This is a genomic window from Pelomicrobium sp. G1 (assembly GCF_051905455.1).
Lineage (GTDB): Bacteria > Pseudomonadota > Gammaproteobacteria > Burkholderiales > UBA6910 > Pelomicrobium.
Genome location: NZ_JBQACR010000002.1, coordinates 147075 through 172566, shown reverse-complemented (window position 1 = coordinate 172566; position 25492 = coordinate 147075). Strand labels below are relative to the sequence as shown.

General features: G+C 65.9%; 33 protein-coding genes, 1 other RNA gene and 2 pseudogenes. 6 read left to right on the top strand and 30 right to left on the bottom strand.

What is annotated here, in order from left to right:
* The first annotated feature begins 19 nt into the window (after positions 1–19).
* The 3 genes from ACTFO6_RS03000 to ACTFO6_RS02990 all read left to right on the top strand — a co-directional run bounded on the left by ACTFO6_RS03000 (position 20) and on the right by ACTFO6_RS02990 (position 3251).
* The gene (locus tag ACTFO6_RS03000; protein WP_439932959.1) at positions 20–1351 is read left to right on the top strand and encodes a carboxyl transferase domain-containing protein; all 1332 of its coding nucleotides are present in this window, start codon (positions 20–22) and stop codon (positions 1349–1351) included.
* Complete coding sequence (locus ACTFO6_RS02995; RefSeq protein ID WP_439932958.1) at positions 1348–2862, top strand: malonate--CoA ligase; 1515 nt, start codon at positions 1348–1350, stop codon at positions 2860–2862. The genes ACTFO6_RS03000 and ACTFO6_RS02995 overlap by 4 nt, the downstream gene beginning before the upstream one ends.
* Positions 2863–3080: 218 nt before the next feature.
* Positions 3081–3251 (top strand): hypothetical protein, encoded by a 171-nt coding sequence (locus tag ACTFO6_RS02990; RefSeq protein WP_439932957.1) that lies wholly within the window; start codon positions 3081–3083, stop codon positions 3249–3251.
* An 83-nt stretch (positions 3252–3334) separates the two neighbouring features.
* On the opposite strand, the gene ACTFO6_RS02985 is transcribed toward ACTFO6_RS02990, so the two are convergent.
* The 7 genes from ACTFO6_RS02985 to zapB all read right to left on the bottom strand — a co-directional run bounded on the left by ACTFO6_RS02985 (position 3335) and on the right by zapB (position 6854).
* Positions 3335–4129 carry a sulfite exporter TauE/SafE family protein gene (locus ACTFO6_RS02985; RefSeq protein ID WP_439932956.1) on the bottom strand — a complete coding sequence of 265 codons (795 nt, stop codon included), beginning with the start codon at positions 4127–4129 and terminating at the stop codon, positions 3335–3337.
* Between the two features lie 166 nt (positions 4130–4295).
* A complete protein-coding gene (locus tag ACTFO6_RS02980) occupies positions 4296–4631 on the bottom strand; it encodes a hypothetical protein (RefSeq protein WP_439932955.1) in 336 nt (111 codons plus the stop codon).
* Positions 4628–5311: a glutathione S-transferase gene (locus ACTFO6_RS02975; protein ID WP_439932954.1), complete on the bottom strand. Its 684-nt coding sequence runs from the start codon at positions 5309–5311 to the stop codon at positions 4628–4630. Before ACTFO6_RS02975 ends, ACTFO6_RS02980 begins: the two co-directional genes overlap by 4 nt.
* Positions 5312–5346: 35 nt before the next feature.
* A complete protein-coding gene (locus tag ACTFO6_RS02970; RefSeq protein WP_439932953.1) occupies positions 5347–5817 on the bottom strand; it encodes an EVE domain-containing protein in 471 nt (156 codons plus the stop codon).
* 208 nt (positions 5818–6025) lie between these two features.
* Positions 6026–6207, bottom strand: a non-coding RNA gene (gene ssrS / locus ACTFO6_RS02965) — 6S RNA.
* A 36-nt stretch (positions 6208–6243) separates the two neighbouring features.
* Complete coding sequence (locus ACTFO6_RS02960; protein WP_439932952.1) at positions 6244–6558, bottom strand: cell division protein ZapA; 315 nt, start codon at positions 6556–6558, stop codon at positions 6244–6246.
* Positions 6555–6854, bottom strand: a complete 300-nt coding sequence (gene zapB, locus ACTFO6_RS02955; protein ID WP_439932951.1) for a cell division protein ZapB — start codon at positions 6852–6854, stop codon at positions 6555–6557. The genes ACTFO6_RS02960 and zapB overlap by 4 nt, the downstream gene beginning before the upstream one ends.
* Positions 6855–7034: 180 nt before the next feature.
* Between zapB and msbA the strand changes: the two genes are divergently transcribed.
* On the top strand, positions 7035–8801 hold the full coding sequence (gene msbA / locus ACTFO6_RS02950; protein WP_439932950.1) for a lipid A export permease/ATP-binding protein MsbA: 1767 nt from the start codon (positions 7035–7037) through the stop codon (positions 8799–8801).
* Positions 8802–8902: 101 nt separating this feature from the next.
* Here msbA and ACTFO6_RS02945 read toward each other — a convergent pair whose 3' ends face one another.
* The 11 genes from ACTFO6_RS02945 to ACTFO6_RS02895 form a co-directional block, all read right to left on the bottom strand.
* Complete coding sequence (locus tag ACTFO6_RS02945) at positions 8903–9358, bottom strand: PIN domain-containing protein (RefSeq protein ID WP_439932949.1); 456 nt, start codon at positions 9356–9358, stop codon at positions 8903–8905.
* On the bottom strand, positions 9345–9575 hold the full coding sequence (locus tag ACTFO6_RS02940) for a DUF6364 family protein (protein ID WP_147798491.1): 231 nt from the start codon (positions 9573–9575) through the stop codon (positions 9345–9347). The genes ACTFO6_RS02945 and ACTFO6_RS02940 overlap by 14 nt, the downstream gene beginning before the upstream one ends.
* A gap of 32 nt (positions 9576–9607) precedes the next feature.
* A complete protein-coding gene (locus tag ACTFO6_RS02935; RefSeq protein ID WP_439932948.1) occupies positions 9608–10705 on the bottom strand; it encodes a glycosyltransferase family 9 protein in 1098 nt (365 codons plus the stop codon).
* A gap of 143 nt (positions 10706–10848) precedes the next feature.
* Positions 10849–11670 carry a glycosyltransferase family 2 protein gene (locus ACTFO6_RS02930; RefSeq protein ID WP_439932947.1) on the bottom strand — a complete coding sequence of 274 codons (822 nt, stop codon included), beginning with the start codon at positions 11668–11670 and terminating at the stop codon, positions 10849–10851.
* Positions 11667–12419, bottom strand: a complete 753-nt coding sequence (locus ACTFO6_RS02925) for a glycosyltransferase family 2 protein (protein ID WP_439932946.1) — start codon at positions 12417–12419, stop codon at positions 11667–11669. Before ACTFO6_RS02925 ends, ACTFO6_RS02930 begins: the two co-directional genes overlap by 4 nt.
* Before the next feature lie 42 nt (positions 12420–12461).
* Positions 12462–12884 (bottom strand): type II toxin-antitoxin system VapC family toxin, encoded by a 423-nt coding sequence (locus ACTFO6_RS02920; protein WP_147798495.1) that lies wholly within the window; start codon positions 12882–12884, stop codon positions 12462–12464.
* On the bottom strand, positions 12881–13180 hold the full coding sequence (locus ACTFO6_RS02915) for a type II toxin-antitoxin system Phd/YefM family antitoxin (RefSeq protein WP_439932945.1): 300 nt from the start codon (positions 13178–13180) through the stop codon (positions 12881–12883). Before ACTFO6_RS02915 ends, ACTFO6_RS02920 begins: the two co-directional genes overlap by 4 nt.
* An 88-nt stretch (positions 13181–13268) precedes the next feature.
* Positions 13269–14531, bottom strand: a complete 1263-nt coding sequence (locus tag ACTFO6_RS02910) for an O-antigen ligase family protein (RefSeq protein WP_439932944.1) — start codon at positions 14529–14531, stop codon at positions 13269–13271.
* 72 nt (positions 14532–14603) lie between these two features.
* On the bottom strand, positions 14604–14999 hold the full coding sequence (locus tag ACTFO6_RS02905) for a type II toxin-antitoxin system VapC family toxin (RefSeq protein WP_439932943.1): 396 nt from the start codon (positions 14997–14999) through the stop codon (positions 14604–14606).
* Positions 14996–15229: a type II toxin-antitoxin system Phd/YefM family antitoxin gene (locus tag ACTFO6_RS02900; RefSeq protein ID WP_439932942.1), complete on the bottom strand. Its 234-nt coding sequence runs from the start codon at positions 15227–15229 to the stop codon at positions 14996–14998. Before ACTFO6_RS02900 ends, ACTFO6_RS02905 begins: the two co-directional genes overlap by 4 nt.
* A 115-nt stretch (positions 15230–15344) precedes the next feature.
* Positions 15345–17237, bottom strand: a complete 1893-nt coding sequence (locus tag ACTFO6_RS02895; RefSeq protein WP_439932941.1) for a polysaccharide biosynthesis protein — start codon at positions 17235–17237, stop codon at positions 15345–15347.
* A 364-nt stretch (positions 17238–17601) separates the two neighbouring features.
* Between ACTFO6_RS02895 and ACTFO6_RS02890 the strand changes: the two genes are divergently transcribed.
* Positions 17602–17832, top strand: a complete 231-nt coding sequence (locus ACTFO6_RS02890) for a FitA-like ribbon-helix-helix domain-containing protein (protein WP_439932940.1) — start codon at positions 17602–17604, stop codon at positions 17830–17832.
* Between the two features lie 5 nt (positions 17833–17837).
* Positions 17838–18308, top strand: coding sequence for a type II toxin-antitoxin system VapC family toxin (locus ACTFO6_RS02885; protein WP_439932939.1), 471 nt, complete (start codon positions 17838–17840; stop codon positions 18306–18308).
* A 63-nt stretch (positions 18309–18371) separates the two neighbouring features.
* On the opposite strand, the gene ACTFO6_RS02880 is transcribed toward ACTFO6_RS02885, so the two are convergent.
* The 12 genes and pseudogenes from ACTFO6_RS02880 to ACTFO6_RS02825 all read right to left on the bottom strand — a co-directional run bounded on the left by ACTFO6_RS02880 (position 18372) and on the right by ACTFO6_RS02825 (position 25491).
* A complete protein-coding gene (locus tag ACTFO6_RS02880; RefSeq protein ID WP_439932938.1) occupies positions 18372–19340 on the bottom strand; it encodes an MraY family glycosyltransferase in 969 nt (322 codons plus the stop codon).
* An 8-nt stretch (positions 19341–19348) separates the two neighbouring features.
* Positions 19349–19798, bottom strand: coding sequence for a PIN domain-containing protein (locus ACTFO6_RS02875; protein ID WP_439932937.1), 450 nt, complete (start codon positions 19796–19798; stop codon positions 19349–19351).
* Entirely contained in the window at positions 19795–20037 is a 243-nt protein-coding gene (locus ACTFO6_RS02870; RefSeq protein WP_439932936.1) for a type II toxin-antitoxin system Phd/YefM family antitoxin, read from the bottom strand. Before ACTFO6_RS02870 ends, ACTFO6_RS02875 begins: the two co-directional genes overlap by 4 nt.
* Before the next feature lie 398 nt (positions 20038–20435).
* The gene (locus ACTFO6_RS02865) at positions 20436–20900 is read right to left on the bottom strand and encodes a hypothetical protein (RefSeq protein ID WP_439933093.1); all 465 of its coding nucleotides are present in this window, start codon (positions 20898–20900) and stop codon (positions 20436–20438) included.
* Positions 20901–20942: 42 nt separating this feature from the next.
* The gene (locus ACTFO6_RS02860) at positions 20943–22001 is read right to left on the bottom strand and encodes a UDP-glucose 4-epimerase family protein (protein WP_439932935.1); all 1059 of its coding nucleotides are present in this window, start codon (positions 21999–22001) and stop codon (positions 20943–20945) included.
* A 168-nt stretch (positions 22002–22169) separates the two neighbouring features.
* A pseudogene (locus ACTFO6_RS02855) lies at positions 22170–22590 on the bottom strand (type II toxin-antitoxin system VapC family toxin).
* Entirely contained in the window at positions 22590–22838 is a 249-nt protein-coding gene (locus ACTFO6_RS02850; RefSeq protein WP_439932934.1) for a type II toxin-antitoxin system Phd/YefM family antitoxin, read from the bottom strand. Before ACTFO6_RS02850 ends, ACTFO6_RS02855 begins: the two are co-directional and overlap by 1 nt.
* Positions 22839–23273: 435 nt before the next feature.
* On the bottom strand, positions 23274–23693 hold the full coding sequence (locus ACTFO6_RS02845) for a TA system VapC family ribonuclease toxin (protein ID WP_439933092.1): 420 nt from the start codon (positions 23691–23693) through the stop codon (positions 23274–23276).
* A gap of 21 nt (positions 23694–23714) precedes the next feature.
* The gene (locus ACTFO6_RS02840) at positions 23715–23960 is read right to left on the bottom strand and encodes a CopG family transcriptional regulator (RefSeq protein ID WP_439932933.1); all 246 of its coding nucleotides are present in this window, start codon (positions 23958–23960) and stop codon (positions 23715–23717) included.
* 230 nt (positions 23961–24190) lie between these two features.
* Positions 24191–24364 (bottom strand): hypothetical protein, encoded by a 174-nt coding sequence (locus ACTFO6_RS02835; RefSeq protein WP_439932932.1) that lies wholly within the window; start codon positions 24362–24364, stop codon positions 24191–24193.
* A gap of 189 nt (positions 24365–24553) precedes the next feature.
* Positions 24554–24757, bottom strand: a pseudogene (locus ACTFO6_RS02830) (phosphoribosyltransferase family protein); the annotation flags it as partial.
* Entirely contained in the window at positions 24751–25491 is a 741-nt protein-coding gene (locus ACTFO6_RS02825; RefSeq protein WP_439932931.1) for a glycosyltransferase family 2 protein, read from the bottom strand. The pseudogene ACTFO6_RS02830 and the gene ACTFO6_RS02825, both read right to left, overlap by 7 nt.
* Position 25492: the final 1 nt, after the last annotated feature.

The window sequence follows — 25492 nt, the reverse complement described above, 5'->3', positions numbered from 1 at the left end:
GGGACTTGGGGCAAGGGGAATGGAAGGCAGGACCACGTTCTCGGCGATGGGACCCAGGGAGCGCATCGACGCCCTGGTGGACCCGGGCAGTTTCGCGCCTCTGCCCGGGATCGACTCGGCGGTGCTGGCGGGCCCCGCGTGTGTGGGCGGCGAGCCGGCGGTGCTGGCCGCCTTCGACGCCGCCGACGCCGGCGGCTCCATCGGCCGGCGGGAGGCCGAGCGGCTGATGGAAGCCTGCGAGCTTTGCCAGCGGGAGGGTTGGCCCCTGCTGCTGGTGATCGACTCGGCCGGGGCCCGCCTCACCGAAGGGCTGCAAGCCTTGGGCGCGTTTCGCCGCCTGTACCGCCGGGTGCTGGAGTTTGCGGCGAGGGGCGGGCGGCTGCTGGCGTTGCTGCCGCGCCACGCCTTCGGCGGCGCCAGCATGCTCGCCTTCGCCTGCGAGCGGCGGATCTATAGCGAACGCACCCTGCTCGCCATGTCGGGTCCGGCCATCATCGAAGCCCTGGGAGGCCGGGACCAGTTGAATGCTCGGGACCGAAACGCGGTCCGGGACCTCATGGGCGGAAAATCCCGGTGCCGCCACAGGGAAGAAGAGCACCTGGTGGCCGACTCGGCGGACGCCTTCCGGGCGGCAGCCCTGCGCTGGCTGGGGGAGATCGAGGAACGGGGACCGCCTTCCCTCGCCCAGCGACACGCCGACTTGAAGGCCCGACTCTCGGCGTTCGGGCTCGAGCCCGTTCCCCCGTCCCCGGCGGACCCGGTGCCGAGGGCGCTGGGCCGGACCCTGGACGCCCTGTTTCCCCGGGGCTGTCGAGCCGGATTCCGGGAGGGAGTGCTCTGGGGCACGGCCGCCACGGAAGCGGGTCCGGTCGGCGTCCTGGGGCTCCTGGGGGGTGAGCCGGTGGGCGCCCGCAGGGCCTGGCTCCTGGGGGAAGGGGCCCTCGCCTTCGGCCACGCCCATCCGAAACTTCCCCTGGTGCTGCTTATGGACGCGCCCGGGCACGCAGCCCGCAGCGCCGACGAGCGGGTCATCCTGTCCGCGTACCTTACCCACCTCGCCCAGGTGCTGCATCATGTCAAGGGGCTCTGTCCCCTCACGCTGCTGGTGACGGGGACGGCGGCGGGGGGCATCTACGTGAGCCTTGCCTGCCCCGCCGACCGGGTGTGGGCCCTGCCCCATGCGTCCATCATGGAGCTGCCGCCCCAGGCGGTGGCCCAGGTGCTGGGCGCGGCGGAAGCGGAGGACCGCGGCCCCGAGCGGCTGCTCGAGCTGGGCGTGGTGGACCGGGTGCTTCCGGCGGACGAGTTCGCCCGGGCGGGCCGGGCCCTTTTCGATCGATCCCTGCCATGAACGCCAACATTTACAGCGTGATCGCCGGCTGCTTTCCCCGGACGGCCGCCATGCCGGCCCTCATCGACCGGGAGGGCGCGTCCTACACTTACGAAGACCTGGAGCGGGAAACCGCTCGCCTGGCGAACCTGCTCGCGAGCCTGGGGCTCAAGCCGGGCGACCGGGTGGCCGCCCAGGTGGAAAAGTCTCCCCAGGCGCTATTCCTCTACCTCGCCGCGGTGCGTGCTGGCATGGTGTATCTGCCCCTCAACACCGCCTATCAGGCGCACGAGATCGGCTATTTCCTGAGCGACGCCGAGCCGGCCCTGGTGGTGTGCCGGCCCCAGGCGAAGGCGTGGATCGAACCCCTGGCGGACCGGGCAGGAACGCGCCACGTGCTGACCCTGGACGAGCATGGCCGGGGCACCCTCATGGACGCCGCCGCGGGCCTGCCCGCGGACTTCGATACGGTGGAGGCGATGGAGGACGATCTCGCCTGCATCATCTACACCTCGGGCACCACGGGCCGGGCCAAGGGCGCCATGCTTTCCCACCGCAACCTTTCTTCCAACGGGCTCACCCTGCGCGACTACTGGCGCTTTTCGAGCAGCGACGTGCTCATCCATGCCCTGCCCCTGTTCCACGTGCACGGCCTGTTCGTGGCGGTGCACTGCGCGCTCCTGGCGGGCGCCTGCATGCGGTTTCACCGCCGATTCGACCCCAAGGCGGTGCTCGAGGATTTCTCCCGGGCCACCGTGCTCATGGGTGTGCCCACCTTTTACACCCGGCTGCTCCACGAACCGGGGCTCACGCGGGAGGCCTGCCGGGGCATGCGGCTCTTCGTCTCCGGCTCCGCGCCCCTGCTCGCCGAAACCCACCGGGCCTTCGGCGAGCGCACGGGCCACGCGATCCTGGAGCGCTACGGCATGTCGGAGGCGGGCATGATCACTTCCAACCCTTACGACGGCGAGCGGCGACCCGGCACGGTGGGCTTTCCCCTGCCGGGCGTGAGCGTGCGCGTGGCCGACGAGCAGGACCGGCCCCTGCCGACGGGGGAAATCGGCGGCATCCAGGTCAAGGGGCCCAACGTGTTCCTGGGCTACTGGCGCCTGCCGGACAAGACCCGGGAGGAGTTCACCGCCGACGGATTCTTCCGCACCGGCGACGTGGGCGTGTTCAGCCACGATGGTTACCTTTCCATCGTGGGGCGCGCCAAGGACCTGGTGATCACGGGCGGCTACAACGTGTATCCCAAGGAGGTGGAGCTCGCGATCGACGAGATTCCCGGCGTGCTGGAATCCGCGGTGATCGGCGTTCCCCACCCGGATTTCGGCGAAGCGGTCACCGCGGTGGTGGTGCGGGACCGGGACGGCGCGGGGCTCACTGAGGAAGCCATCATCCAGCACGTCAAAAGCAAGCTCGCCGGCTACAAGGTGCCCAAGCGGGTGTACTTCGTGGAGGGGCTGCCCCGCAATGCCATGGGCAAAGTGCAAAAAAGCGTATTGCGAGAGATGTTCTCTAAGTCCGACTGAGGCGGGGCAGCCTCGCGCCCGCTCCCGCTCCCGACCGCTCCGCGGCTTCCGTGTCGCGGCCGCGCCCCTCCACACCATGGGCAAAGTGGAGAAAAGCGTATTGCGAGAGATGTTCTCTAAGTCCGACTGAGGCGGGGCAGCTTTGCGGCCCGTCGCCCGGCTCTCGGAGGGCGAAGCCATGGAGCGGAGAGGGGCGCGAGGAGCGGCAGGAGGTTAAGGTGTTCCGGGCGCCTTCGGCCGTGCCCGCTCCCAAGCTGCGCTCTTCCGTGGCCCGGCCGATCCCCCGCTCCCGACCGCTCCGCGGCTTCCGTGTCGCGGCCGCGCCCCTCTACACCATGGGCAAAGCGCAGAAGAACGTGTTGCGGGAGAGGTTCTCCAAGACCGCTTGAGGTCATATACGCGTTAAGCGCAGCCGAAACGCGCCGACAGCGCGGGTAAAGGGTGTGCCAAGACGTGCCTTGTGCGCTGGCGCTCAGAGCAGGCTGATGAGCATGCGGGTGGCCAAGGCGTAGAGCAGCAGGGCGAAGATGCGCCGCAGCAGGGTGACCGGCATGCGGTGGGCGGCCCGGGCACCCAAAGGGGCGGTCGCCATGCTGGCGATCACCAGCCCCGCCAGCGCCGGCAGGTAGACGAAGCCCACGGTCAAGGATGGCAGATTCTCGTTCCCCAGCCCGATGAGCACGTAGCCCGCCGTTCCCGCCGCGGCGATGGGAAAGCCCAGGGCCGACGAAGTGCCGATGGCCGTGAGCAGGGGCACGTTGCAGAAGGTGAGCAGCGGGACGGTCATCACCGCGCCGCCCGCCGCCACCCAGCTCGAGATCGCTCCGATGGCCGCGCCGAGGAAGAACAGCACAGCCCGTCCCGGCAACTGGCGCGTGGGCTTCGGCTTGATGCCCAGCAGGAGCTGGGTGGCGGCCGCGTAAACGAAGAGGGCGAAAAAGACCGCCAGGGGACGCGTGGACAGGGCGCCGGCCACTAGGGCACCGCCGAAGGTGCCGATGAGGATGCCGGGGGCCATGGCTTTCGCGACGTTCCAGTGCACCGCGTTGCGCGCGTGGTGGGCGCGCACGCTGGAGACGGCGGTGAACAGGATGCTGGCGATGGCCGTGCCCAAGGACAGGTGCAGGATGTGCTCCGCCGGAAAACCCTGGGCCTCGAAAAGGAATACCAGGAAGGGCACCATGGTCATGCCCCCGCCGATGCCCAGCATGCCGGCGAAGAAACCGACGAAGCCGCCGAGAGCCAGGTATGCGAGCCACCATTCCATGGTCGAGACGGCTCCGTATCAAACCGGATATTTGACGGAGCGAGTCGGGTACGCGTTGGCGCCTCGCTTCCCTCGCGGTCGATCGGTGCGTTTCGCCTGCCTGCCGCGACCCGCGCGGCGCAGGCAGGCTTCGCTCAACACACCCTACGGGGCGGGGATTCGCGACTCACGCCTTGCCTTTCAGGCGCAGCGCCTCTTCGTCGAACGCCTGGTCGATGGCGTGCACAACGCGCTCCACCATGCGCAGGCCCTCCACGGGCGCGTCGTCCTTCATGTAGGCGAGACGCAGCGGCCCCAAGGCGGCCACCGCCCGCTCCCGGGCAATGGGGTCGCCGGCGGCCTGCAGGCCGCTGCCCTCGAAGAGGCTCGCCACGATGGCGCCTGCCACCGGATCGCGATGGGACCCGGCGCGGGCCTTGGCTATGGTCTCCTCGGGCGTTCCGTCCAGGAGGCCGTCGGGCGTATGGGCGTTCAGGTAAGCCAGCAGCTCGGCGAAGGTCATGGGGTTTTGAACAGGAGTCCCTCCCGGGGGCTCGCGCCGCAGGCTTTCTCCACCCGGTCGATGTAGTACAGGAGATCGATGGGCAGCGTCACCCCGTCCAGCAATTGTAGCGGAAAAAGCCGGCACGCCAGGACCAGGTCGGCCGCGGTGAGGGTGCCCGCGGTGAAGTAGCGGTGGCGGGCGAGATGGCGCGCCAGCCCGCGCAGGTCGGCCACCCGTTCGAGCTGCCGGTAGCCCTCGTAGCGGTCGCTCGCCAAAGCCTCCATGCCCATCCCGAAGCGCCGCTCCACCTCGGCCGCCGCCCGGGCGAGCTGTGCGGGGCTCGCGCCCATGTCGGCGAAGGCCGGCAGCACGGCCGCGGTGAGCCGGGCGAGGAGCGGTCCGCTGCGCTCGAGCCAAGCGTGGAGCACATTCCAGGCTTCCGGATTGACCAGCCCGTCGAACAAGGGAGGGCCGCCGGCCCAGGCGTCCAGCCCTTCCAGGGCGGCGGTAGGGTCGGTGCATACACGCTGGTCATCGAGCCTCAACAGCAACGGCCCGATTGCAACGCCAAGCTCGAAGAACAGGCCGTCGTGCTCGTCGCCCAGGGGTATCGCCTGATGCGCCGCGTCTTTGTAGCGCAGCGCGAGGCGCACGCTCTGGGCGTCCATCGATGACCAGGCATGGTAGAGCACGATCACCGCCGCCTCCACATGTTATGACAAATACATATCCTTTACGTTGCCATCCCGAGCAGGCGCCGGGTGATGAAGCTCCACTCCCGGGGGGTGACCGGCGTAATGGACAACCGGTTGCCGGGTTTGAGGACCAGCATGGAGGCGAGCTCGGGATGCCCCTTGAGCTCTTTGAGGGGCAGGAAGCGGGTCTTGCGCTTGAATTTCACGTCCACGTTGAACCAGCGGGGCTTTTGCGGCGTCGCCTTCGGGTCGTAGTAGGGGCTTGCGGGGTCGAACTGGGTGGCGTCGGGGTAGGCGGCAGAGGCCACCTCCACGATTCCGGCGATCCCCGGCTCGGGGCAGCTCGAGTGATAGAAAAAGGCGAGATCCCCCACCTCCATGAGATCCCGCATGAAGTTGCGCGCCTGGTAGTTGCGCACCCCGCTCCAGGGGGTGATGCGGCGCGGCGCCGAGGCGAGGTCGTCGATGCTGAACTCGTCCGGCTCGGACTTCATGAGCCAGTAGCGCATGGCTCGCCTGGATGTTCCACGATGGGCCCGGGAGGATGAAGAAGCCGGGTCCGCCTGGAGATCACCCATCAGATTCGCGGCCCCGATCGTCAGGCCGTCGCTCCTCTGCCGGCTGATCATCCACTGCAAACGCTCAGTAGAAAAACAAAGGGGGTTCCGGTTTCCCGCAACCCCCTTCGCGCCGCGGGCTTTCGCCCGCATCAAACAGGAGCCCCCCGCCAATGCCGTCCGGCCTTCATCCTGAACCCTGAGGTTCAAGGTGGTCGCTTTCCGAGCGTCTCAGGCGCTTCCGCTTGGGACGCGCACACCAACGCTACTTGAGTCCGCAACCAGATCGCAACAAGTAGGTTCCAAGAATATTGGCCCGATCGACGAACACCGCAGGGGACATTCGGCGGCGTTCCAGCCCATCAAAAGGGTTCAGGGCTAGAACAACTCATCCTGCTCGGAGAGCGCGCGGTCGAGCGTCTCCTGCATCGCGTTTATTCTACGACGAATCTCCCCCAAGTCAAACTTGCCCGAGACCCGGGTGGAGAGGAATTCGTGGGCGATTTGCAGCGCAGCGATGAGGGCGATGCGTTCGGTGCCCACCACCTTGCCGGTCTCTTTCACCTCCCGCATGCGTTTTTCGAGAAAGGCGACGGCCTCCAGCAGTTGTTGCCGCTCCTCCTCCTTGCAGGCGATGCGAAATTCCCGGCCCATGATGGTCACGTCCAGGGGTTTCAGCTCGGCGCTGCTCATGAGATCTCTTCGGGCAGCTTCTCCACCAGCCCCTCGAGCCGGGCCCGGGCTTTCGCCATGCGATCGCGCAACCGCTTGTTCTCGTCCTCCAGCGCTGCCACCTTTTGCCGCAGCTCGCTGTTCTGGGTGCGCAAACGTTGGCACAATTCAACGAGTTGAGCGATTTTTTCGTCGAGAGCGGTGAGTTCTGCGTCCATAGTTGCAATATAGAGGCAAAAACGCGGAAAATCAACCGCTAACAAAACATTCTGAGAAATCGCTTCATGTTTTCGCCCGATTTCCCATGGCGTCTGCATCGGGTGGGGGCGGCCCGCTGTTCAGACCGCCCGGCGGAGTCCGACGGGCCCGACGGAAGGCGCGGATGAACTCCGATCCGGTATATACTTGCGCCTCTTTCATTCCCGCCCGCACCGCCGGCTATGGGAGGGTGCGCGTCCTCGCGGGCTCCGGGCGCTTCCCATGAAGGCTACCCACTAGTGTCCGACCCCCAGTCCAGCGCTTCTCGGCTTTACCTTCGCCTGCTGCGCTACGTGGCGCCTTACTGGCAGGCCTTCGCCGGTGCCATCGTGGGCATGATCGTCGTGGCGGCCACTGAGCCGGCGCTTCCGGCCCTCATGAAACCCCTGCTGGACGGCAGCTTCGTCCAAAAGGACGAAACCCTGATGCGGCTCGTGCCGCTCGCCATCGTCGGGGTGTTCCTGATTCGCGGCCTCGCCTCCTATCTCGGCGACTATTGCATCCATTGGGTGGGCAACAAGGTGGTCATGGATCTGCGCAACGCCATGTTCGACCGGCTGCTGGCGCTACCGACGCGCTTTTTCACCGACCAGGCCTCCGGCGTGCTGATCTCCCGGGTGACCTACGATGCGGCCCAGGTGACCACCGCTTCGACCCATGCCCTGACCGTGATGGTCAAGGACTCGCTGGCGGTCCTGGGGCTGCTCGCCTGGCTCCTTTATCTCAACTGGAAGCTCACCCTGCTGATGCTGGTGGTCGGGCCCGCCATCGCCGGGGTGATCCACGTGGCCGGCAAGCGGCTGCGGCGGGCGAGTCTGGGCACCCAGGAAGCGATGGGGGACATGACCCAGGTGGTGCAAGAGGCGATCGAATGCCATCGGGTGGTGAAGGTGTTCGGCGGCGAGGCGTACGAAGCGCGGCGCTTCCACGACACGGCCAACCGGGTGCGCCGCTTCGCCATGAAGCACGCCGCGGCGGCGGCCGCGACGGTCCCCATCACCCAGGTGCTGGCGGCGGTGATCCTGGCCGGCGTGATCTACATTGCCGCGCTCCAGTCCAACGTGGGGGAAACCACCGTCGGCGGGTTCGTCTCCTTCGTCACCGCCATGGCCATGCTGCTCGCCCCCATCAAGCGGCTCACCCAGGTGAACGAGCACATCCAGCGGGGCCTGGCGGCGGCCCAGAGCGTGTTTTCCGTGCTGGACCAGCCGCCCGAGCCCGACAGGGGGACCATCGTGCTGGAGCGCGCCCGCGGCGAGGTGGAGTTCCAGCGCGTCACCTTCACCTACGAAGGGGCGGCGAGGCCCGCGCTGGAAAGCTTTTCCCTCAAGGTGCTGCCGGGCGAGACGGTGGCCTTGGTGGGCCCGTCCGGCAGCGGCAAAACCACCCTGGTCAATCTTATCCCGCGCTTCTACCATCCCCAACGGGGGCGCATCCTGGTGGACGGGCAGGATATCGAGCGGCTCAAGCTCGCGAGCCTGCGGGCCAACATCGCCCTCGTCTCCCAGGAGGTGCTGCTGTTCAACGATACCATCGCCGCCAACATCGCCTACGGGGCCAACAGCCGGGCGTCGCGGGAAGAGATCATCGCCGCGGCCGAGGCGGCCCACGCCATGGACTTCATCCGCCAGCTCCCCGACGGGCTGGAGACCCTGGTGGGCGAGAACGGGGTCAAGCTCTCCGGCGGCCAGCGCCAGCGGCTGGCCATCGCCCGGGCGATCCTCAAGAACGCCCCGATCCTGATCCTGGACGAGGCTACCTCCGCCCTCGACAGCGAGTCGGAGCGGCACGTCCAGGCGGCCCTGGAGGCGCTGATGCGGGACCGTACCACCTTCGTCATCGCCCATCGTCTCTCCACTATCGAGAGGGCCCATCGCATCGTGGTGCTGGACCAGGGGCGGATCGCGGAGACAGGCACCCACGAAACGCTGCTCGCAGCAGGCGGGTTATACGCGCGGCTCTACCGCATCCAATTCGGCGAAATGTTGGAGCCTTCGAGCGCCTGAGGCGGTCACTTGCGCCGTCGGCGGTGCGTTTCGCCCGCAGCTCAACGCACTCTCCGGGTTCGCCCGGGCTTTCGGTGGTGATCAGAGATCTACCACTTTATTTACCGAAGGCGGTCGAGTACCGTCCCTGGTTCGTGTGCGAAGGGATTGACAACTCGTACGCCGGCGAACGTTTGAGCGTCTTGGAAGTCCTCGCTCAAAAGGTACGCACAATTCGCCTTCTGGGCGGCGGCCACGATCAAGGCGTCCCACCACGAGAGTTTATGACGGTCCTGGATTGTCCACGCGCCTTCAATGACAGAGGTGTCCACAGGGATCGGATGCCAGACGGCCAGATTACGCACGTCGGCCCTTGCCACCGCTTTCTTCATTCCGGGGTTAAGGCGCTGAGTGACCGTGACATAGAATTCGCTTAGAACCTGAGTGCTGATTCTTCCTGCTTTGGTTCGCCACAACGCTGCGAGCCACGCGGCAGCTTTGGCTTGTTTTTTGGGCTCCGAAGCGTCACGAAAGTACACTAAGACGTTGGTATCGACAAAACAACTAACGCCGCTCATGCAGTTCGTCTCTCGACGGATATTTCCCTTGCCGCTTCAGTAGAACGGGTTTGGCGGTGAGATACTGTTTCATGGCGGCTTCGTAACCTTCTTCCTCGAGCATCCGCCTGCGTAACATCTCACCAACCAGGCGAGAGACGCTTGTGTGATGCTTTGCCGCCCAGATCCGAGCCCACTGGGCCACTTCTTCGTCCAGCGTGATGGTCACGTTTTTCATGTGCACGAGTATAGTGTTACACTGAAATCGTGTCAAAACCCGGCAGGCGTCGAGCGCTCCGCGAGCAGCGCCTCCACCGCCTCGATCACCCGGCTTGCGGGCAGCTCCTGGAGGCAATCGCTGAAGCTTTCCACGTGGCGGTCGCAGCCCTCCAGCATGCAGGGCACGCAGTGCTTGATTCCTTGCAGGAGGAAGACGTTTCCCGCCCGCTGGCTTCCGACCCGCCGCCACGGGTTTCGATCGGCCGGATGACCCTTGGGCCACGGCCCCCACTTGACCGGGTTCGAAGGGCCGAACAAGGCCACGGTGGGCACCCCTACGGCGGCCGCCATGTGGGTGATGGCGGTGTCGGGCCCCACGTAGACGGCGGCGGCGGCGAGCAAGGGCCCCAACCTGGCGAGGCTCAAGCGCCCCGCCAGGTTGAGCGTTCCCCCAGGCAGCCTCTCGGCGATGGCCGCGACGTACGCCTGTTCCTCGGCGCCCGCGCTGCCGGTCAGCACGACACGCAGCCCCTGCCGGTCGAGCCAGGCCGCCAGCTCCGCCCACCCGGCGGCGTGCCACTTCTTGTAGTTGAACTTGGGATAGGGATGCAGGACCGCGTAATGACCCGAACCGGCGCCTGGAATCAGCTCCTGCACGAGCGCCTCGTCCCGGGCGGTCCAGCCGATCACCACCTCCGCGACCGGGGCGATCTCCAGCAGCGCCGCGAGCTGGAGGTTCATCCGCACCGTGTGGGTATCCAGGTCGTCGAAGGCCACCCAGCGGTGAAGCAGCCGTCGTTTCCACGCCTCCTTGGGGCGGGGATTGAGCAGCCCTGCCCGCCAGCGCCCCGCCGCGAAAGCATACAAGGTCGGCCGGTCGCCGGTAAGGGCCGATAAGGCGATGTCGTAGCGCCGCAGGAGCCCGGCATAGAGCTTTGCGTGCTCCGCCGCCCCGGGGCGTTCGGCGATGGCGAGCACCCGATGGAGGTCGGGGTTCGCGGCCAGCACGCCCTCCGTGCCCCGGAACACCAGGGCGTCGACCCGCGCCTCGGGCCAGGCGCGCTTCAGGGAACGGATGAGGGGAGTGGCTAGAAGCACGTCGCCGATGCGGCGGGTGACGACGACGAGGGCGTGGCGCGGCGCCTGCACGAAGGCCTAACCGAGGATAGCGTCCCGCGGCCACCCCGGCGTCCGCCCTGCCGCCTCCTTGAGCACGGCGGTGAAGAAACGCCTCTGTTCGCTGAGGAAGGGGGGCGACGCGAGAGGGCCCGATGGCGCGGCCGTTAAAGCCATCATGGTTGCAAATACTGGTGGATTCCCACCGCCGCAGCGACGCGGTCCGAACGCAGCACTTCCGCCAGCCGACGCTGGTTTTCCTCCAGCGTGTGCCGCGGATTTTCCCGATGCCAAAGATGCAGCACCGGCGCGGCGAAGCGGGCGCTTTTATGACGGATGCCAGAGCGGATCAACCGCACCACCAGGTCCGAGTCCTCGAGCCCCCACCCGCAGTAGGACTCGTCGAGGCCATTGACCCGCAGCAGGTCATCGCGCCAGGCAGCGAGGTTGCAGGTTTTGATGCCCTTCCAGCGGCGCGGCGCGCCCTTGCGCCAGGCGCCGCCCAGGGGAAGCGGCATCAGGGGCGCCAGGCGGTTGATGTCGCCCCGCCGCCACGCCTGCAACCACCGGCCGAAGCGCCACGTGTGCACCGGCAACCGCTCCCGCAGCACGCGCGCAGTGAAACCCTCGGACAGCAACACGCGGTTTCCCGCGGCGAACCAGCCGCGCTCGGCGAGCGACCGGTGGTGTGCCACGAAGGACGGCAGCGGTATGCAGTCGCCATCGGTGAAAATCACGTACACCGCCTCCGTGGCCGCCAACGCCCGGTTGCGGATGGCTGCGGCCCGGAAGCCCCGGTCCTCCTGCCACACGTGGGTGACCGGGAAAGGGGCCCGGGCGCGGTAGGCCTCCACCAACCGCCGCGTTTCCTCGGTCGAGCCGTCGTCGGCCACGATCATCTCGAACCCCTGATCGGTCTGGGCCGCATAGCCTTCCAAGACCGCCGCCAGAGCGTCGGGCCGGTTGTAGGTGGTCACGATCACGGCGATGGACATCATCGCGGCTCGTCCGTACGCAACATGAGCTTGACATACCGGTAGTACGCGCCTTCCGCGTTGCACACGGCCAGCATGAAGCCTTCCTTCCCGTCCAGAAAGCCTGCCCGAAGAAAGTAAGTGCGGATGAAGGTCCAGAGGCCATGCCCGACGGCCGTGGCCAGGCCCGCCCGTCGGCCCCGCTGGTGCGCCATGAGCGCTCCTGCGGTGGAATAGGCGTTCATCTTCTCCAGCATCTCCTCCAGGTTTTGGATGGCCTCGTGCCGCAGGGGCTGCTTCAAGGTGCCCACCGGGCCGTCGCAGAGCAGCCGCTCGTGGACCAGGTCCTCGCTGAAACGGGCGCTTCCGCGCTTGAAAAGCCGCGTCACGTAGTCCGGCCACCAGCCCGAATGGCGCATGTAGCGGCCGCAGAAGCTGGACAGCCGCGGTATCCGGAAGGCGACCCGGTCGCCGGGAGCCTGAAGGGCTCGCTCGATCTCCTGCCGTAGGTCTTCCGGCACCCACTCGTCCGCATCGAGGGACAACACCCAGTCGCCGGTGGCCCGCGCCAGAGCCCGGTTCTTCTGAGGCCCGAAGCCGGGCCAGTCGGGAGAGACCTCGACCTTGTCGGTGAAGCGCCGGGCGATCTCCACCGTGGCGTCGCGGCTGCCCGAGTCCAGCACCACGATCTCATCGGCCCAGGCGACCGACGCGAGGCAGCGCTCGAAGGTCTCCTGGGCGTTCTTGGTGATGACGATGACGGAGAGGGTCAATGTAGCCGGAGCAAGAGAAACGATCGGTTCGGCGCGCCGGAGTCAAACCGAGAGAATGTTCAGGCCCTCCCGGTGGGCGGCGGCGCAAAGGCGGGCGTCCAGGCAAACGAAATCACCGTTGGACGAGCGGCTGCGCAGGACGGTCACGGCCGCCGCCAATTGCAACGAATCCGCCGGGCGCAACGGATGAACGCGCAACAGACGTTTCGCCGTCTCCCTCAGAAGCTCGCTCGGCCGCACTTCTATCCACGCGGAGGCAAGATGCCGCAAGCGCTCGAAACTCTGGGACAACGGCTCGATCGGCACGCCAGATCGTTCCAGCCGCGCCAAGGCGGAGACGCATTCCACCTCCGTTCCCCACCACACGGCCATCAAAGGATCGCGCTCCAGAAGCGAGGTCACAAAATCCGTGGCGCGCTCCTTGACCAACAACGGCATGACCGCAGAACTGTCCCAGAACTTCACGGGTTTTGTTCGCGTTCGTCAAGCAAGGCTTGCAGGGCGCTGAGTCCCTTGGGCAAAGGAGGCGGCGGCGCCTTGAGAAGTTCTCGGCTCACCGGCGCCTTGGGGCGGCTCACGATCCCGACGCGTTCCAGCTCGGCGATCCATGCCTCTTCGTGACCGGCTGTGGATCCTCTGATGGGCTCCAGGCGCGCCACTGGGCGGCCGCGGTCCATGATCAGGACCGTCTCGCCGTGTTTTACGAGTTCCAACAATGCGCTGAGCCGGTTCTTGGCTTCCGTGACGGAGGTGGTTTTCATATGGCCATTCTGGCGTTGTCGATTGGGCCCGTCAAGCCAGAACCGTGAGCAGGCGGTAGGGTGCGTTGAGCGGAGCCGAAACGCACCTTCAGGGCTGTTGAGCGGCGTTCGCTGCACCGCCCGGCGGGCGCCGTCCCAAGGCGCTGAACAGAATCCCGCTCGCCCAGGCGTAGAACAGTCCCTCGGCGTGATCCAGCAAGAACGAATTGAAGAGGCAACCGATGGCCATGGCGAGGGCGACGCCCCGCGCCAGGATCCGGTCGGTCGCGCAGGGGAGCCAGGCGGCCAGGTGGAGTTGCGTGCCGAAGAGCAGCAGAAGCAGCGCGAGGCCGGGCAGGCCCACCTGCACCGCGATCATCAGATACTCGTTGTGCGGATTGTGCGTGCGTTCCTTCTCGGTGCCGGCCACCTGCTCGGCGTAAGCTTGGTGGAAGCCACCGGTGCCCACGCCCAGTATCGGATGCCGGACGAAGACGGCCACCGAGTTCGTCAAGTATTCCAGCCGCCAGCCGATGGAGCTCGACTGCGCCTCGTCAGGCCGCCAGGCCATGGCCTCCTGCACCGCCAGGTCGATGCGGCTCTTGAAGTTCTGGGACACCCCGTAGGCGCCGGTGAAGAGCACGCCGACCAGGACCGCCGCGGCGATCACGCCCTTGAGCCGCAGCCGCTCGAAGAACAGCAGCGCGATGAGCGCGGCCATGACCACGTAACCGGTGCGCCCCTGGACCATGAACAGCACGTTGGCCGCCGCGAGCAGCGCGGCAGCCCAGAAGATCACGCGCTTGCCCGGCGTCCTGGCCTCGAGCGCCCATACGGCGAAAAGAAACGCGGCGAAGGCCATGAAGAAGTTGTGCGTGATCTGGCGCTTGAAGACGAGCGGATTCCCGGGCATGCTTTCGGCCAAGATGAGCGACGGAAGCGCTTCCAACGCTATCCCATAGGACGCGAGCAGCGTGATGCCCATGGCGGCGGCGAAGAAAGCCAATGCCAGTTCCCGCTCCCGTGGCGTTCGGAACAAGGGGACCAGCACCGGGATGAGCAGCAGCTCCCGATACTTATTGAGCATCCCGAGGCGCTCTCCGAACGGCACGGTGGCGTAGCTCATGCCGAGCGCCAGCCACGCGAACAGCAGAATCGCCAGCAGCGCGACTGGGTTCCCCCGGACGAGGGCCCACTTCTCGGCAAACCGGCCGCTCGCCAGCCAGAAGAGCATCACCAGCGGCAGGAGAATGTTGTCGAGCGCAGTGGAAATGGGGATCGAAAGGCCCAGCGCCAGTGCCGTCCATCGGGCGGCGGTCTCGGCGCGGTCTTGCCAGCGGATACGCCCAGGTGGCAGCTCTGCCGATGTCATGGAGCGCCCACCCCGGAAAACCCCTCGGTAACGCTGCGGTCCGACCTGGGATTCAGTGCCAACGCCCTGCGCCTACCACGTGGACCGGACATGAGGATATCGACGGATTCTAGCGTCCTTCGTAATGACCGTTGCGCCCAGGGTGAGCGCGGTGGCCACGATAATGCGGTCGGCCAGATCCGCGTGAAAACTACCGGGCAGTTGAACCGAGCGCACGGCGATCGCGTTGCTGACCGGGACGAATTTCAGTTGCGGCAACGCCTCGCATCTGCCGATCCATTCTTCCACGGCCATGGTGAGTTTGAGGCGATCCCGTGAGACGAGCATCGCGACCTCCCAGGCGCTTATGCACGACACGTAAACGCCCGAACGTTCTATCGCCTCGTCGATCCGCATTCGGGCCTGCCTGGAAAGTGCTCGAGGGTCCGACACCCACCATACCCAGGCGTGGGTGTCCAGGAGAATCACCCGAGCGATTCCCAGTCTTCCAGGCCCACCGGCTCAGTGGGTTGCTCGTACTTAAGGACGGAATTGCGCAACGGCAGGAGCCCCTCGTCTGACTTGGGCGTGTATGGCACGACTTTCAGGACGGGACGACCGTGATCGGTGATGATGAGTTCCTCCCCCGTTTCCTGAACCTCGCGAAACAGCTCAAGGGCCCTGGGCTTGAACTTGGACTTCGAGACGACTTTTCCCATGAAGCATTCAATCTGACCATGGTCATATTACCATGGTCACATTCGTCCCATCAAGGCGATCCCGACCCGCTTGTTTCGAGGTGCGCTTGGGGACGCCCGCTGCGGCGTGGCGCTTTCACGCGCGGGCGCGCTCCACACCGGCGTCCTCCTCGCAGTTGGGCCGGTACTCCGGCACCCAGCGGGCGAGCTCCGAGCGCAGTTTTTCCGGGCTCACGGGAGGAATCATGAGCCACACCCGCAGCTCGTCGAGCCAGCCCGGATCCACGCTGCGGGCCCGGGCGATGTGCAGCTTCGGGTGGGGCGTCGGCAAGGTGGTCTCCTCCCTCGCCAGGGGTTCTTCGTACAGCTTCTCCCCGGGGCGCAGGCCCGTGAACTCGATCTTGATTTCGTCCTCGGCGAAGCCGGAGAGGCGGATGAGGTCCCGGGCGAGGTCCACGATCTTGACCGGCTCGCCCATGTCCAGTACGAAGATTTCCCCGCCCTTTCCCATGAGCCCCGCCTGCAGCACGAGCTGGCACGCCTCCGGAATCGACATGAAGTAGCGGGTGATCTCCGGGTGGGTGACCGTCACCGGTCCGCCCCGGGCGATCTGCTCCTTGAACTTGGGGATCACGCTCCCCGCGCTGCCCAGCACGTTGCCGAAGCGCACCATGACGAACTGGGTCGTGCCTTTCTTCCCCTCCCCCGGGGGGACCGGCGTCAGGGGCGAGGGCCTCTGCAGCGCCTGGCACACCATCTCGGCGAGGCGCTTGGTCGCCCCCATCACGTTGACCGGGTTCACGGCCTTGTCGGTGGAGACGAAGACGAACTTGCCGACTCCCCGGTCCCGGCACGTCTCGGCCGTCACCAGGGCGCCGAGGACGTTGTTCTGCACCGCCTCCCAGGCGTTTTCCTCCTCCATGAGAGGCACGTGCTTGTACGCTGCGGCGTGGAACACCACGTCCGGGCGGTACTCGTCGAGGACCTGCTCCATGCGCTGGCGGTTTTTCACGTCGCCGATCAGGCACGCGGTGGGCACGTCCTTGAATCGCTCGGCGAACTCCTGCTCCATCCGGTAGAGGGCGAACTCATTGAGCTCCAGCATGACCAGCTTGGCCGGAGCGAAACGGGCGATCTGGCGGCACAATTCGGCGCCGATGGAGCCCCCCGCGCCGGTCACCAGCACGGTCCGCCCGCTCAGCCACTCGCGCAGCCCGGCCGCATCCAGCATGACCGGGTCCCGCCCCAGCAGGTCGTCCAATTCCACCTGCCGGATCGAGGAGACGCTGACGCGCCCGCTCACCAGGTCGTCGAAAGAAGGCACCGTCAGCGCACGCAGGCCCGCGCGGGTGGCCACCTCGACCGCCCGGCGCCGGACCGCATGGGAGGCGGAAGGCAGCGCCACGATCGCGTGCTTGACGTCGTAGCGGGCGGCGTAGCGTGCGAGCGATTCGATGGGTCCGAGCACGGGCAGCCCGTGTACCTGCCGCCCGTGTTTGCCCGAATCGTCGTCCAGGAATCCCACCACCCGCCATTCGGCGCTTCTCGCCAGCGCTTTCGCCAGGCTCGCGCCCGCGTCGCCGGCACCCAGCACCAGCACTGGCTGGGCCTCGAGAGCGTTCAGGCTCAAGAGCCGCCGCTCCTTCCACGTCCGGTAGGCGAGCCGGCTTCCCCCCATCAGCATGACGAGCAGGATCGGATCGAGGATGAAGACCGAGCGGGGAACGACCACGGGGACCTGAAGGAGCTTGAGCACCAGCGCGGTCGCCATAGTGGCGACGAAGGCCGCCAGCACGATGCGCTTGAGATCCGGTAGGCTGGCGTAGCGCCAGATCCCGCGGTAGAGGCCGAAGGCCAGGAACACGGCCGCCTGGGTCGGGATCACCCAAGGCAGGGTCTTCCAGGCGCCGGCGAAGAGGGGGTCGGTGTGGTCCAGGTTGAGCCTGAGCAGGTACGCCAGCACCCAGGCCGCGCCGCAGGCCACCACGTCGTGGGCAATCGCAAGAGCGGTCTTTGGGTTGTTGATCATCGGTTAACGGGGCAGCGTCGTAGCGACCGCTTCTTCCAGCCGGGCCACAGCAAATCGTTCCAGGCCATCACGGCGCCATAGCGTACCACTATGGCGTCTGCGGTAAAGGGTTGACGAACCATCGACCGCGATCGTGTCCTACCCCCTTCCTTCTTCCCCGAATTCGGAAGATTCGATCGCTCTTCGACCTTCTCCCCTGTCCCCCTCCCCGCGGGGAGAGGGGAACCCAAGCGCCAAGGCTGTGGGTGCATTGAGCGAAGCGAGGCGCACCGAAACGAAGCGGCATCGAAATGCCTGGGCTGCCGGGAATTGCGCCAGACCATGAGCTATGCTACCAATAATGATTGCACACGATGAGGGCAACATGGGACAGGTGATCGTAAGAAACCTCGACGATAAAACCATCGCGGCGCTGAAGGTCAAGGCGGCCCTGCATGGGAATTCGCTGGAGCAGGAATTGCGCGAGATTCTGGCCGAAGCGGCGCGCTCCCGGCCCCAGGAGCGCCTGGCGCTTGCCGACCGGATCCGCGCCATGACGCCGCGCAAAGCCCAGACCGACTCCACGGCGCTGGTGCGCGAGGACCGGGATCGATGACTTGAGTGGTCGACGCGAGCGTCGCCGTCAAATGGTTCGTCGAGGAAGCGCATTCAATGGCCGCCCGAACGGTGCTCGCTTCGGCTGAGCCCATCATCGCACCTGATCTCATCGTTCCGGAAGTCTGCAACACGGCGTGGAAGAAGGCCCAGCGCGGTGAAATCTCGTGGGCGCAGGCGGAAGCCCTGGTGCAAGCTCTCCCCTTGTCGTTCGAAAAGCTGGTCGAGACCGCGCCACTCGCTCCGCGCGCCCTGGAGCTTGCCAGGCAATTCGATCACCCCGCCTACGATTGTTTTTACCTCGCGCTCGCCGACTCGGTCTCGGCGACGCTGGTAACCGACGACGCGCGGGCCGTCGAATTGGCCCGGGCCGCTCGCCGTCGCAGGCTCGCGAAAACCCCCCGCCGCGCTCGAAACTCGAGGTGGATAAACGCGGTTTCTCTCGACCGCGCCACACACAGTTGTAGGGTGCGTTGAGCGGAGCCGAAACGCACCGAAGCGGATGGCATGGGAATGCCCGAGCGACGCCAGAAGCAGACCTTACCGGCTGCGCCACAGGCGATCGATCCAGAGCATCACGGCGGCGTAGAGGATCACCCAGACGCCGAGGCCCGCCCACTGAACCGGCGCCGGCGCCGCCATGAGCCCCAGGGCCGAGGCTCCGGCCGCCAGCATCAGGGCGTACTCGCCCAACGCGGTGCCCCGATGCCCCGCGCCGAGCTGCACCACTCGCTGATAGTAGTGCTCCTTGTGGGCCTGCCACACCCGTTCGCCCCGCAGCGCCCGCCGCGCTAGGGTCACCGTGGCGTCGACGACGAAGGGGGAAAACGCCAGCACCGGAAACCAGGCCGGCCATAGCCCCTGCTGCCAGCCCAGCAGGCCCAGGGCGGCGGCGAGAAAGCCCAGGGGCACCGAGCCCACGTCCCCCATGAAGATGCGCGCGGGCGGGAAGTTGAAGGCGAGGAAAGCCAGGGCCGAGGCAGTGATGGCGGCGCACAGGGCGGCAAGCTCCAGCGCGCCGCCGAGCCCCGCGGCGATGGCGTAGGCGCCGAAGCCGGCCACCGCCATGCCGCCGGCGAGGCCATCGGCCCCGTCCATGAAGTTGTACAGGTTGCACATCCAGGCGATCGCCAGCACCGCGGCGACGGCCCACGCCGCTCCGGGGAAGGCATCCCAATGCCACGCGACCAGGGCGCCCGAGACGGCCAGTTGAACCGAGAGCCGCACGAGGACCGGGAGCCCGCGCAGATCGTCGAAGAACGACACCCCCGCCAGCACGAGGGCGCCGGCGAGTATCAACCACGCGCCGGGCGGCGCCGCGATGAGCCAGCCGACCACGATCCCGGCGAGCAGGCCGAGCCCGCCCGTGCGGGGCACGGGCGCCGCATGGAGCGAGCGCTCGTTGGGAAGATCGAGCACCAGGAGGCGGTGGCTGCCCCCCAAGAGCCAGGCGAGCGTACCGAAGGAGAGAGCGAGCGCGAGCAGCGGGGCGAGATAGGCGAGCGACAAAACTTAACCTAGACTGCCTGGGTCGCCCGGGCTAAGAGCGGGTCATCGGGAAAGCGGTAGGGGTTGACCACGGTCAGCCCCTGCCAGGTGAAGCCGTGCTGCATATCTTCGCTTAGCAGTAACCTGCAGCGGCGTTCCGCGCAGACGGAAAGGATCAGGGCGTCCCAAAATTGAAAATGCTGGCTGACGCTCAGGTCAAACGCGGACTGGAACGCCGTCCAAGTGGAATCCGCGACCTCAAACGTATCCGCCCAATTCAGAATCGCTGCTCGCGCCACCGACGCCGTCCTATGTGCCTTACCGGTGAGCACTCGATAAAGCTCACCCAGGCATTGGGCCGGAATCAGGACGGCGGCGAGCGGCAGGCGCTCGATCAGTTCCAAACTTCGCCGATGAGCCGAGGCATTCCCGATCCCTTCCGCATAAGCAAGTACGTTGGTATCCAGGCCGATTCTCATCGGTCGTTCTCATAGAGTTCGTCACGACGCCAGTTCCGGGCGCCGGTTGACCGCCGCGCCCGCAGGCGGCGCAACAGAGCAATGCGTGCAGCTTCCCGGGTGGCGCGATTTGCATCGACCGACGAAATCCTAGCGACGGGCCTGCCTCGCGAAACCACCTCTACGGTCTCGCCGGCGGCCACGGCCCGCAGCAGCTCAGAGAAACGACGATTGGCCTCGGCAGCAGTGACGGTCTTCATGTTGGATAATGATGTAGTAATCAACACTACATTATGGTTGGGCGGCCTCTTGCCGTCAACGCCCGAGACCGCGTCCGGTCCGAGCTGACCGGCGCGTTGCGCTCCGCACCGCTTAAAGGCGCCCGACTGGACCCGGCCCTAGCTCCCCGGCCGGCATAGGTCGCCCGGCAGGCGCCTGTCAAGAGAAGCCGGGCTTATTTCAAAATCGCTCTCGCCTCAAGCTGCGCTGCAGCGCACCCCTGGGAGCAACTGGGTGCCTCGCTCTTCGCCTGAGACTCACTCGGCGCTCGTGGACGATTGCCAAGGATCAATCGCCTCGAGGACTGGATAGTCGAGATCGCGTGCGCGATGCCTCATCAATCGCAGTCTGTGGCGCAAGACGGACGCGCCGCAACAAGCTATCGACAGCCGACACGCCCCATTTGGGCGAGCAAGCGGCCCCACCGACAGGCTGCTGGTAGATCACCGGTGAGGATGCGGCTAGCAAAGAAGGCTGGAAGCTCGCTTTCCGGCCGGTCCAGAGCCTTGGCCGGCGAAAGCCGGCGGGGAGCGATTCGATGCCTTTGCGGACCGCTCCCAAAGACAGGACGCTCAGGAACAACGGGGATGCCGGCCGACGGCCGAAACAAACGGTACTTTTGCATTGGGCTTGCGGCGTCCGGGCGCTGAGAGAACTTTAGTGCTGACTGAATGGCAAAACGGCGCTGTCCGCGTGAGGCTACGGTTGCGCTCGAACTCGACGTCGTCCAGGCCATGGAGCGGCGAGCGAGGCATGAATCCACCAAGGACTGGGAAGCGCTGTTCAAGCGTTCATAGTCGGCCTCGGAGAGCACCACGGCCACCGGTCGGCCGTAGACGGTGATTTCCTGCGGCCCCTCGCGCTCGATGGACTTTCACTACCCCGCTCACCGAAAGCTGTCTAGAAACCACCGGGCCGTGGCTTCGAGCCCTTCCTCCAGGCTGTGCGGCGGCGCCCATCCCAGCATGCGCCGGATCTTGGAGTCGTCCACCGAGAGGGACCCGATCAGCCGGTCCACCGCATGTCCGCGGCCGAGCAACCGTCCTCCGAGGGAAAGCCACGACGGCGGCACGGGCACGAGCCTCGGCTGCACTCCCAAGGCGCGGGCCAGGCGGTGCACCAGCTCAGGGGTGGACAGGTCTTCTGCATCCCGCACGAGAAACGTCTCCCCCGCGGCGGCCGGATGCTCCAGGCACTTCACGATGGCGTCCGCCAGGTTGCCCACGTAAATCAGGCTGCGGCGGTTCTTGACGCTTCCCAAGGGCAGCGGAACGCCGCGGGCGACGATCTTCAACAAGCTCAGGAAATTCCCCTTCACGCCGGGGCCGTAGACGAGCGGCGGGCGCAGGATCACCACCTCCATCCCCGTCTGCGCGCCGATCCGGCGCAGCGCCTGTTCCGCCTCCCCCTTGGAGCGGGCGTAAGCGTCCTGGGGCGCCGGGGGATCGGATTCGGTGAACGGCCGCGTCCGCGTCGCTTCCCCGTTCACCTTGATGGTGCTTAGAAAAACGAAGCGGCGCACGCCCGCCGCCGCGGCGGCGAGGGCCAGGCCCTCGGTGCCTTCCACGTTCACCCGGCGGTATGCGGCAAGGCCGTCGGGCATCGCTTCAGCCATCACGTGCACCCGCGCGGCGAGATGCACGACGGCGTCCATGCCAGCGAGCGCCTCGTTCCATCGGGTCGCCGGCCCGATGTCATCGATCCGGATCAGTTCGACCGACCGCCGCTCTGGGGCTCTTGTGCTGCTCCCCTCCTCCCAGGGAAAGCGGCCGGAGGGAGGAAAAGACCCTCGCACCGCGGCCCTGATCCCAAATCCCGCCCCAGAGAGCACCGGAATCAGGGCCTGGCCGACAAAGCCGGTCGCGCCGGTGAGGAGAACCGTCGCTGGTTTCGAGTTCTCCGGCAAGCGCGCCCCCTTGTCTCCTTGCTGGCTACGGATTAACACGGATGTCCACGAACAGATGGAATGGAAATGGAAAGCACCACACTTTATCCATAAAAATCCGTGACCATCTGTGGCTTAACTCAAGCTTTTTTTTGGCAAGGTGCGTTGAGCGCACCCTGCCTGCGCCGCCCGGGTCACGACAGGCAGGCGAAACGCACCGAACAGCGCTCAGAGCAACGCAGCGCTCACGCCCAACGCTCCGGCCGCCTGGACCAGGGCACGATCGAGCGCGCGCTTTCGCACCGTGATTGGCTGAGATGGCGAAGTGCAAGGCATCGCCCGAGCACAAGCCAGTGAGATGTTGATCCGCGAAACGGGCCGCGGTTCGGAAATCCAGGCGGGAGATGGGCAGCACGGAAAAGGATCCCTCCACCAGCTCGGCGAATATCGCCGGCGCATCGGCACGATGGCTGGGCGCCAACTGCCCAGTGCGCACTTTCAGCGAAAGGGCTGCGGAAAACTCGGTAATGACCCACTCGCTGATGGCCGGCTCCCCTGCGGGCTGAGCCGCGAGTCATTCCTGCATCTCGTCGGTTCGGCGCTCGTGCGTCAACGCGGCCACGAGCACACTCGTGTCCACATACAGCATCAGTAGCGCGCTTCATCGCGCAAGCGGCGGATGAAATCGCCGGCTTTCTCGGTTTGCACAGGCATTTGGGCCGTCAGCCGCCGAAGGCGCTGACGATCCACCGGCTTGCACGGCGGTTCGACCTTGGACAGCCGGACCATGGGCTTGCCTCGTTTGGTGATCACCACCTCTTCCCCGCCAGCGGCCAACTCGCTCAATTCGCTCAAGCGGGCCTTGGCTTCGGCCAGACTCACCAGAATTTTTTCCATACGGAGCGGCTAGAAGTGACCAATTGGACGGTCAGATTGTATGGCAAAAGCCTCGCAACCGCAGGGGGATGCAAGGCGCTGTTTCGTTGGTTTTTCTCTCTGGGATCCTTACGGATGTTCCACGGGGACCTGGGAAGACGCAGCAGCCGGATCGCCCGGCGGTGCGATTCTCTGGAAGGTTCTGGTGACTCGACGGTCTTCCATTGACTGAAAATGCCGCTCTCTGCCGCATCGCTCCCTCCCCTTCAAAGGGGCGGAGCGGGGGGTTCGCGGAGCAACAGCTCTCTCGCCCGCGGAGCCGACCCGGCCTGCCTGCCGGGCCGTGGACGGGTCGGGGTGGGGATGGGGCTCCCTCCCCTTCAAGGGGAGGGTCGGGGTGGGGATGGGTCTTCGATACCAAAAGGATATAGGGGCGTCTTCGCAAAATACCCAGGCTTAGCTCACCACGACCAAATGCCGATCGCTTGCGCCGGTGACTGTCTCAGGGGAGATCCGGGCATCCAACGTGACTAGCCGCCCGCCGTGGCGGACGGCGAGCGCGAGCAGGTATGCGTCCGTCACTTGCCGATGGCCAAGAACTCGCCTCCAATCGATCGACTCCTCGTTCATGGGATTCACGTCGGCTGGCCAAAAAGCGTGATGGGGCCCCGCCATGGCTTCCGCGAGTCGAGCCTCGACCTCGGCGGCAGTAAATCTGCCCGGATAGGCCGGTTGGACCATGATGCGAATGCACCCATTCAGCGTCAGAGGGCAAGACGCCCAGCCGTGCTGAATGTTGCGCTCCAACCAAGCCGAGGCCGCGCGATGGTGCACGTGGGCGGCGTCCAGCAAGGCGATGAGCACATGGACATCCAACAGGGCACGCAATCCACGCAATCAAATCCCTTCCGCGTCGCGCAGGCGCTCCACCGATTCGTCCGTCACCACCCGGCCTTCTGCCCGAAAAGGCCGAAATCCACTCCTGCTTTGCTCAGTCGGGGAAGCGCTGACTTCCTGACGAGGTCCGCTCAAGGCCTCGCGCACCAGTTCCGAGATCACCCGGCCGGTGGAAAGCTTGCGCCGCCTCGCCAATTCCTTCGCCGCCGCCAGCACGTCGGGGTCGAGATCGAGCGTCGTTCGCATCGGTTACCTTCGGATGATGTGTGATCTCATCATCATGAGATCGCATCGTATAGGTGTCAACGAACCCCAGTCATTCGGCTCAGGCCAGAGGGATGGGTCATAGCGAAGAGCCAGCCGAGTGGATGAAAAGACTTTGAACCATGGCCAGCTTTCTCGGAGTGAACGCTTGCTACCGCTTTGGACTTGCTTGCCAAGGTCCGGCAGGGGTGGTCTTCGAGGGGGTTGGCCACCTAGTGGAAAAGTTCTCCCAACACTTCTTGATGCCGGCGCGAGAGGGTCGGCGCCATGGCGTAGGCCACCCCGTCGATGAGCTCGTAGCGGGCTTCCTCCGGCCAGCGGCGGTATTCGTCATAGGCGAGGCGCGCGCCATCGCGCTTGGGCAGCCCCACGCGTTCCACAGACAATCGTGATTATCGCGCCCGGTGGCTACATCGCGGCGATCCGGGCGGCTCAACTGAGCTTCTCCGTGGGCTGCATCGAGCGGTGGAGGACGCGGACCAGCCCTCTCCCCTTTCCCCAATGTGTACACGCCGGGAGAGGGGACAGGGGAAAGGGTCAGGTCAGATAGCGTCGCCACCGTGCAATGGCGATAATCATTCCCCCTCGAACCCGCACAACGCGAACACCTTGTACCCCTTGGCCTCCAGCCGCTTGCGGCCGCCGATGTCGGGCAGCTCGATCACGAAGCAGCACTCCACGACCTCCCCGCCCAACTGCTCGATCAGGGCGACGGACGCCTCCGCCGTGCCGCCGGTGGCGATCAGGTCGTCGACCAGAAGAACCTTTTCCCTTAATTGGTCCCAACCGACGGTAACCTTCCCCAGTGCCGGATAAAATAGCGCAGCATGCTAGCTAAGTGCCAAGCCAAATGGCGCAAGTCGTGGTGGCTAGCCCGCTGCGCTGCGTGTATCACTTGTGCCCGAGGGCAAAGCACAATCTTTCGTCCTGAGCGCCATAGGCGAACACAAAGATCCACGTCCTCGTAATAAAGGAAGTAATCCTCGTCAAACCCGCCCAGCGCTGCGTAGTCCGCCGAAACAAACAACATGAACATCCCAGCGACCCACTCGGGGTGGAATAGCTCTCCATTTTTTTCGTAATGATAGCGACCATCGGCTAAGCCTAATAGTTTGGCTAACAAGTTCAAAAAACCAGGAAACCGCCGTGCGCTATCCTCGACTTCCCCGGTCGGCCTCACAACCGCCGGGGCACACAAGGCGACGTCTGCCTCCAGACAGTCGAGCAGTGCTGGAAAAGGATTGCCATCCAACCGTATATCTGGATTCAGAACGCAGTAATATGGCGTGTCGCAGTGCGCAAACGCGGTGTTGTGGTTAGCTCCAAATCCTTTCGGTATAAGATTGCGTAATACCGTAATCCGTCCGCTCAAAGGCCCGGGCGGTATAGGTTCATCTTCTGACACGTTAACCGTTAAGATAACCCGGCTCACCTGCGGGCAATCAGCCAAGTCGCGCAGCAGCGCATCGACCATTCGGCCATGGCCATGGCTGACGATGGAGACTGTGATCAAA

Coding starts and splice junctions, on each gene's coding strand:
- ACTFO6_RS02910 (WP_439932944.1), bottom strand. CDS start 14,531: ATGACATCGGCAGAGCTGCCACCTGGGCGTATCCGCTGGCAAGACCGC.
- ACTFO6_RS02895 (WP_439932941.1), bottom strand. CDS start 17,237: ATGATCAACAACCCAAAGACCGCTCTTGCGATTGCCCACGACGTGGTG.
- ACTFO6_RS02870 (WP_439932936.1), bottom strand. CDS start 20,037: ATGAAGACCGTCACTGCTGCCGAGGCCAATCGTCGTTTCTCTGAGCTG.
- zapB (WP_439932951.1), bottom strand. CDS start 6,854: ATGCAGACGCCATGGGAAATCGGGCGAAAACATGAAGCGATTTCTCAG.
- ACTFO6_RS02960 (WP_439932952.1), bottom strand. CDS start 6,558: ATGAGCAGCGCCGAGCTGAAACCCCTGGACGTGACCATCATGGGCCGG.
- ACTFO6_RS02945 (WP_439932949.1), bottom strand. CDS start 9,358: ATGAGCGGCGTTAGTTGTTTTGTCGATACCAACGTCTTAGTGTACTTT.
- ACTFO6_RS02985 (WP_439932956.1), bottom strand. CDS start 4,129: ATGGAATGGTGGCTCGCATACCTGGCTCTCGGCGGCTTCGTCGGTTTC.
- ACTFO6_RS02940 (WP_147798491.1), bottom strand. CDS start 9,575: ATGAAAAACGTGACCATCACGCTGGACGAAGAAGTGGCCCAGTGGGCT.
- ACTFO6_RS03000 (WP_439932959.1), top strand. CDS start 20: ATGGAAGGCAGGACCACGTTCTCGGCGATGGGACCCAGGGAGCGCATC.
- ACTFO6_RS02900 (WP_439932942.1), bottom strand. CDS start 15,229: ATGGGAAAAGTCGTCTCGAAGTCCAAGTTCAAGCCCAGGGCCCTTGAG.
- ACTFO6_RS02890 (WP_439932940.1), top strand. CDS start 17,602: ATGGGACAGGTGATCGTAAGAAACCTCGACGATAAAACCATCGCGGCG.
- ACTFO6_RS02840 (WP_439932933.1), bottom strand. CDS start 23,960: ATGCGAACGACGCTCGATCTCGACCCCGACGTGCTGGCGGCGGCGAAG.
- ACTFO6_RS02930 (WP_439932947.1), bottom strand. CDS start 11,670: ATGATGTCCATCGCCGTGATCGTGACCACCTACAACCGGCCCGACGCT.
- ACTFO6_RS02850 (WP_439932934.1), bottom strand. CDS start 22,838: ATGGAAAAAATTCTGGTGAGTCTGGCCGAAGCCAAGGCCCGCTTGAGC.
- ACTFO6_RS02980 (WP_439932955.1), bottom strand. CDS start 4,631: ATGACCTTCGCCGAGCTGCTGGCTTACCTGAACGCCCATACGCCCGAC.
- ACTFO6_RS02915 (WP_439932945.1), bottom strand. CDS start 13,180: ATGAAAACCACCTCCGTCACGGAAGCCAAGAACCGGCTCAGCGCATTG.
- ACTFO6_RS02875 (WP_439932937.1), bottom strand. CDS start 19,798: ATGAGAATCGGCCTGGATACCAACGTACTTGCTTATGCGGAAGGGATC.
- ACTFO6_RS02970 (WP_439932953.1), bottom strand. CDS start 5,817: ATGCGCTACTGGCTCATGAAGTCCGAGCCGGACGAGTTCAGCATCGAC.
- ACTFO6_RS02995 (WP_439932958.1), top strand. CDS start 1,348: ATGAACGCCAACATTTACAGCGTGATCGCCGGCTGCTTTCCCCGGACG.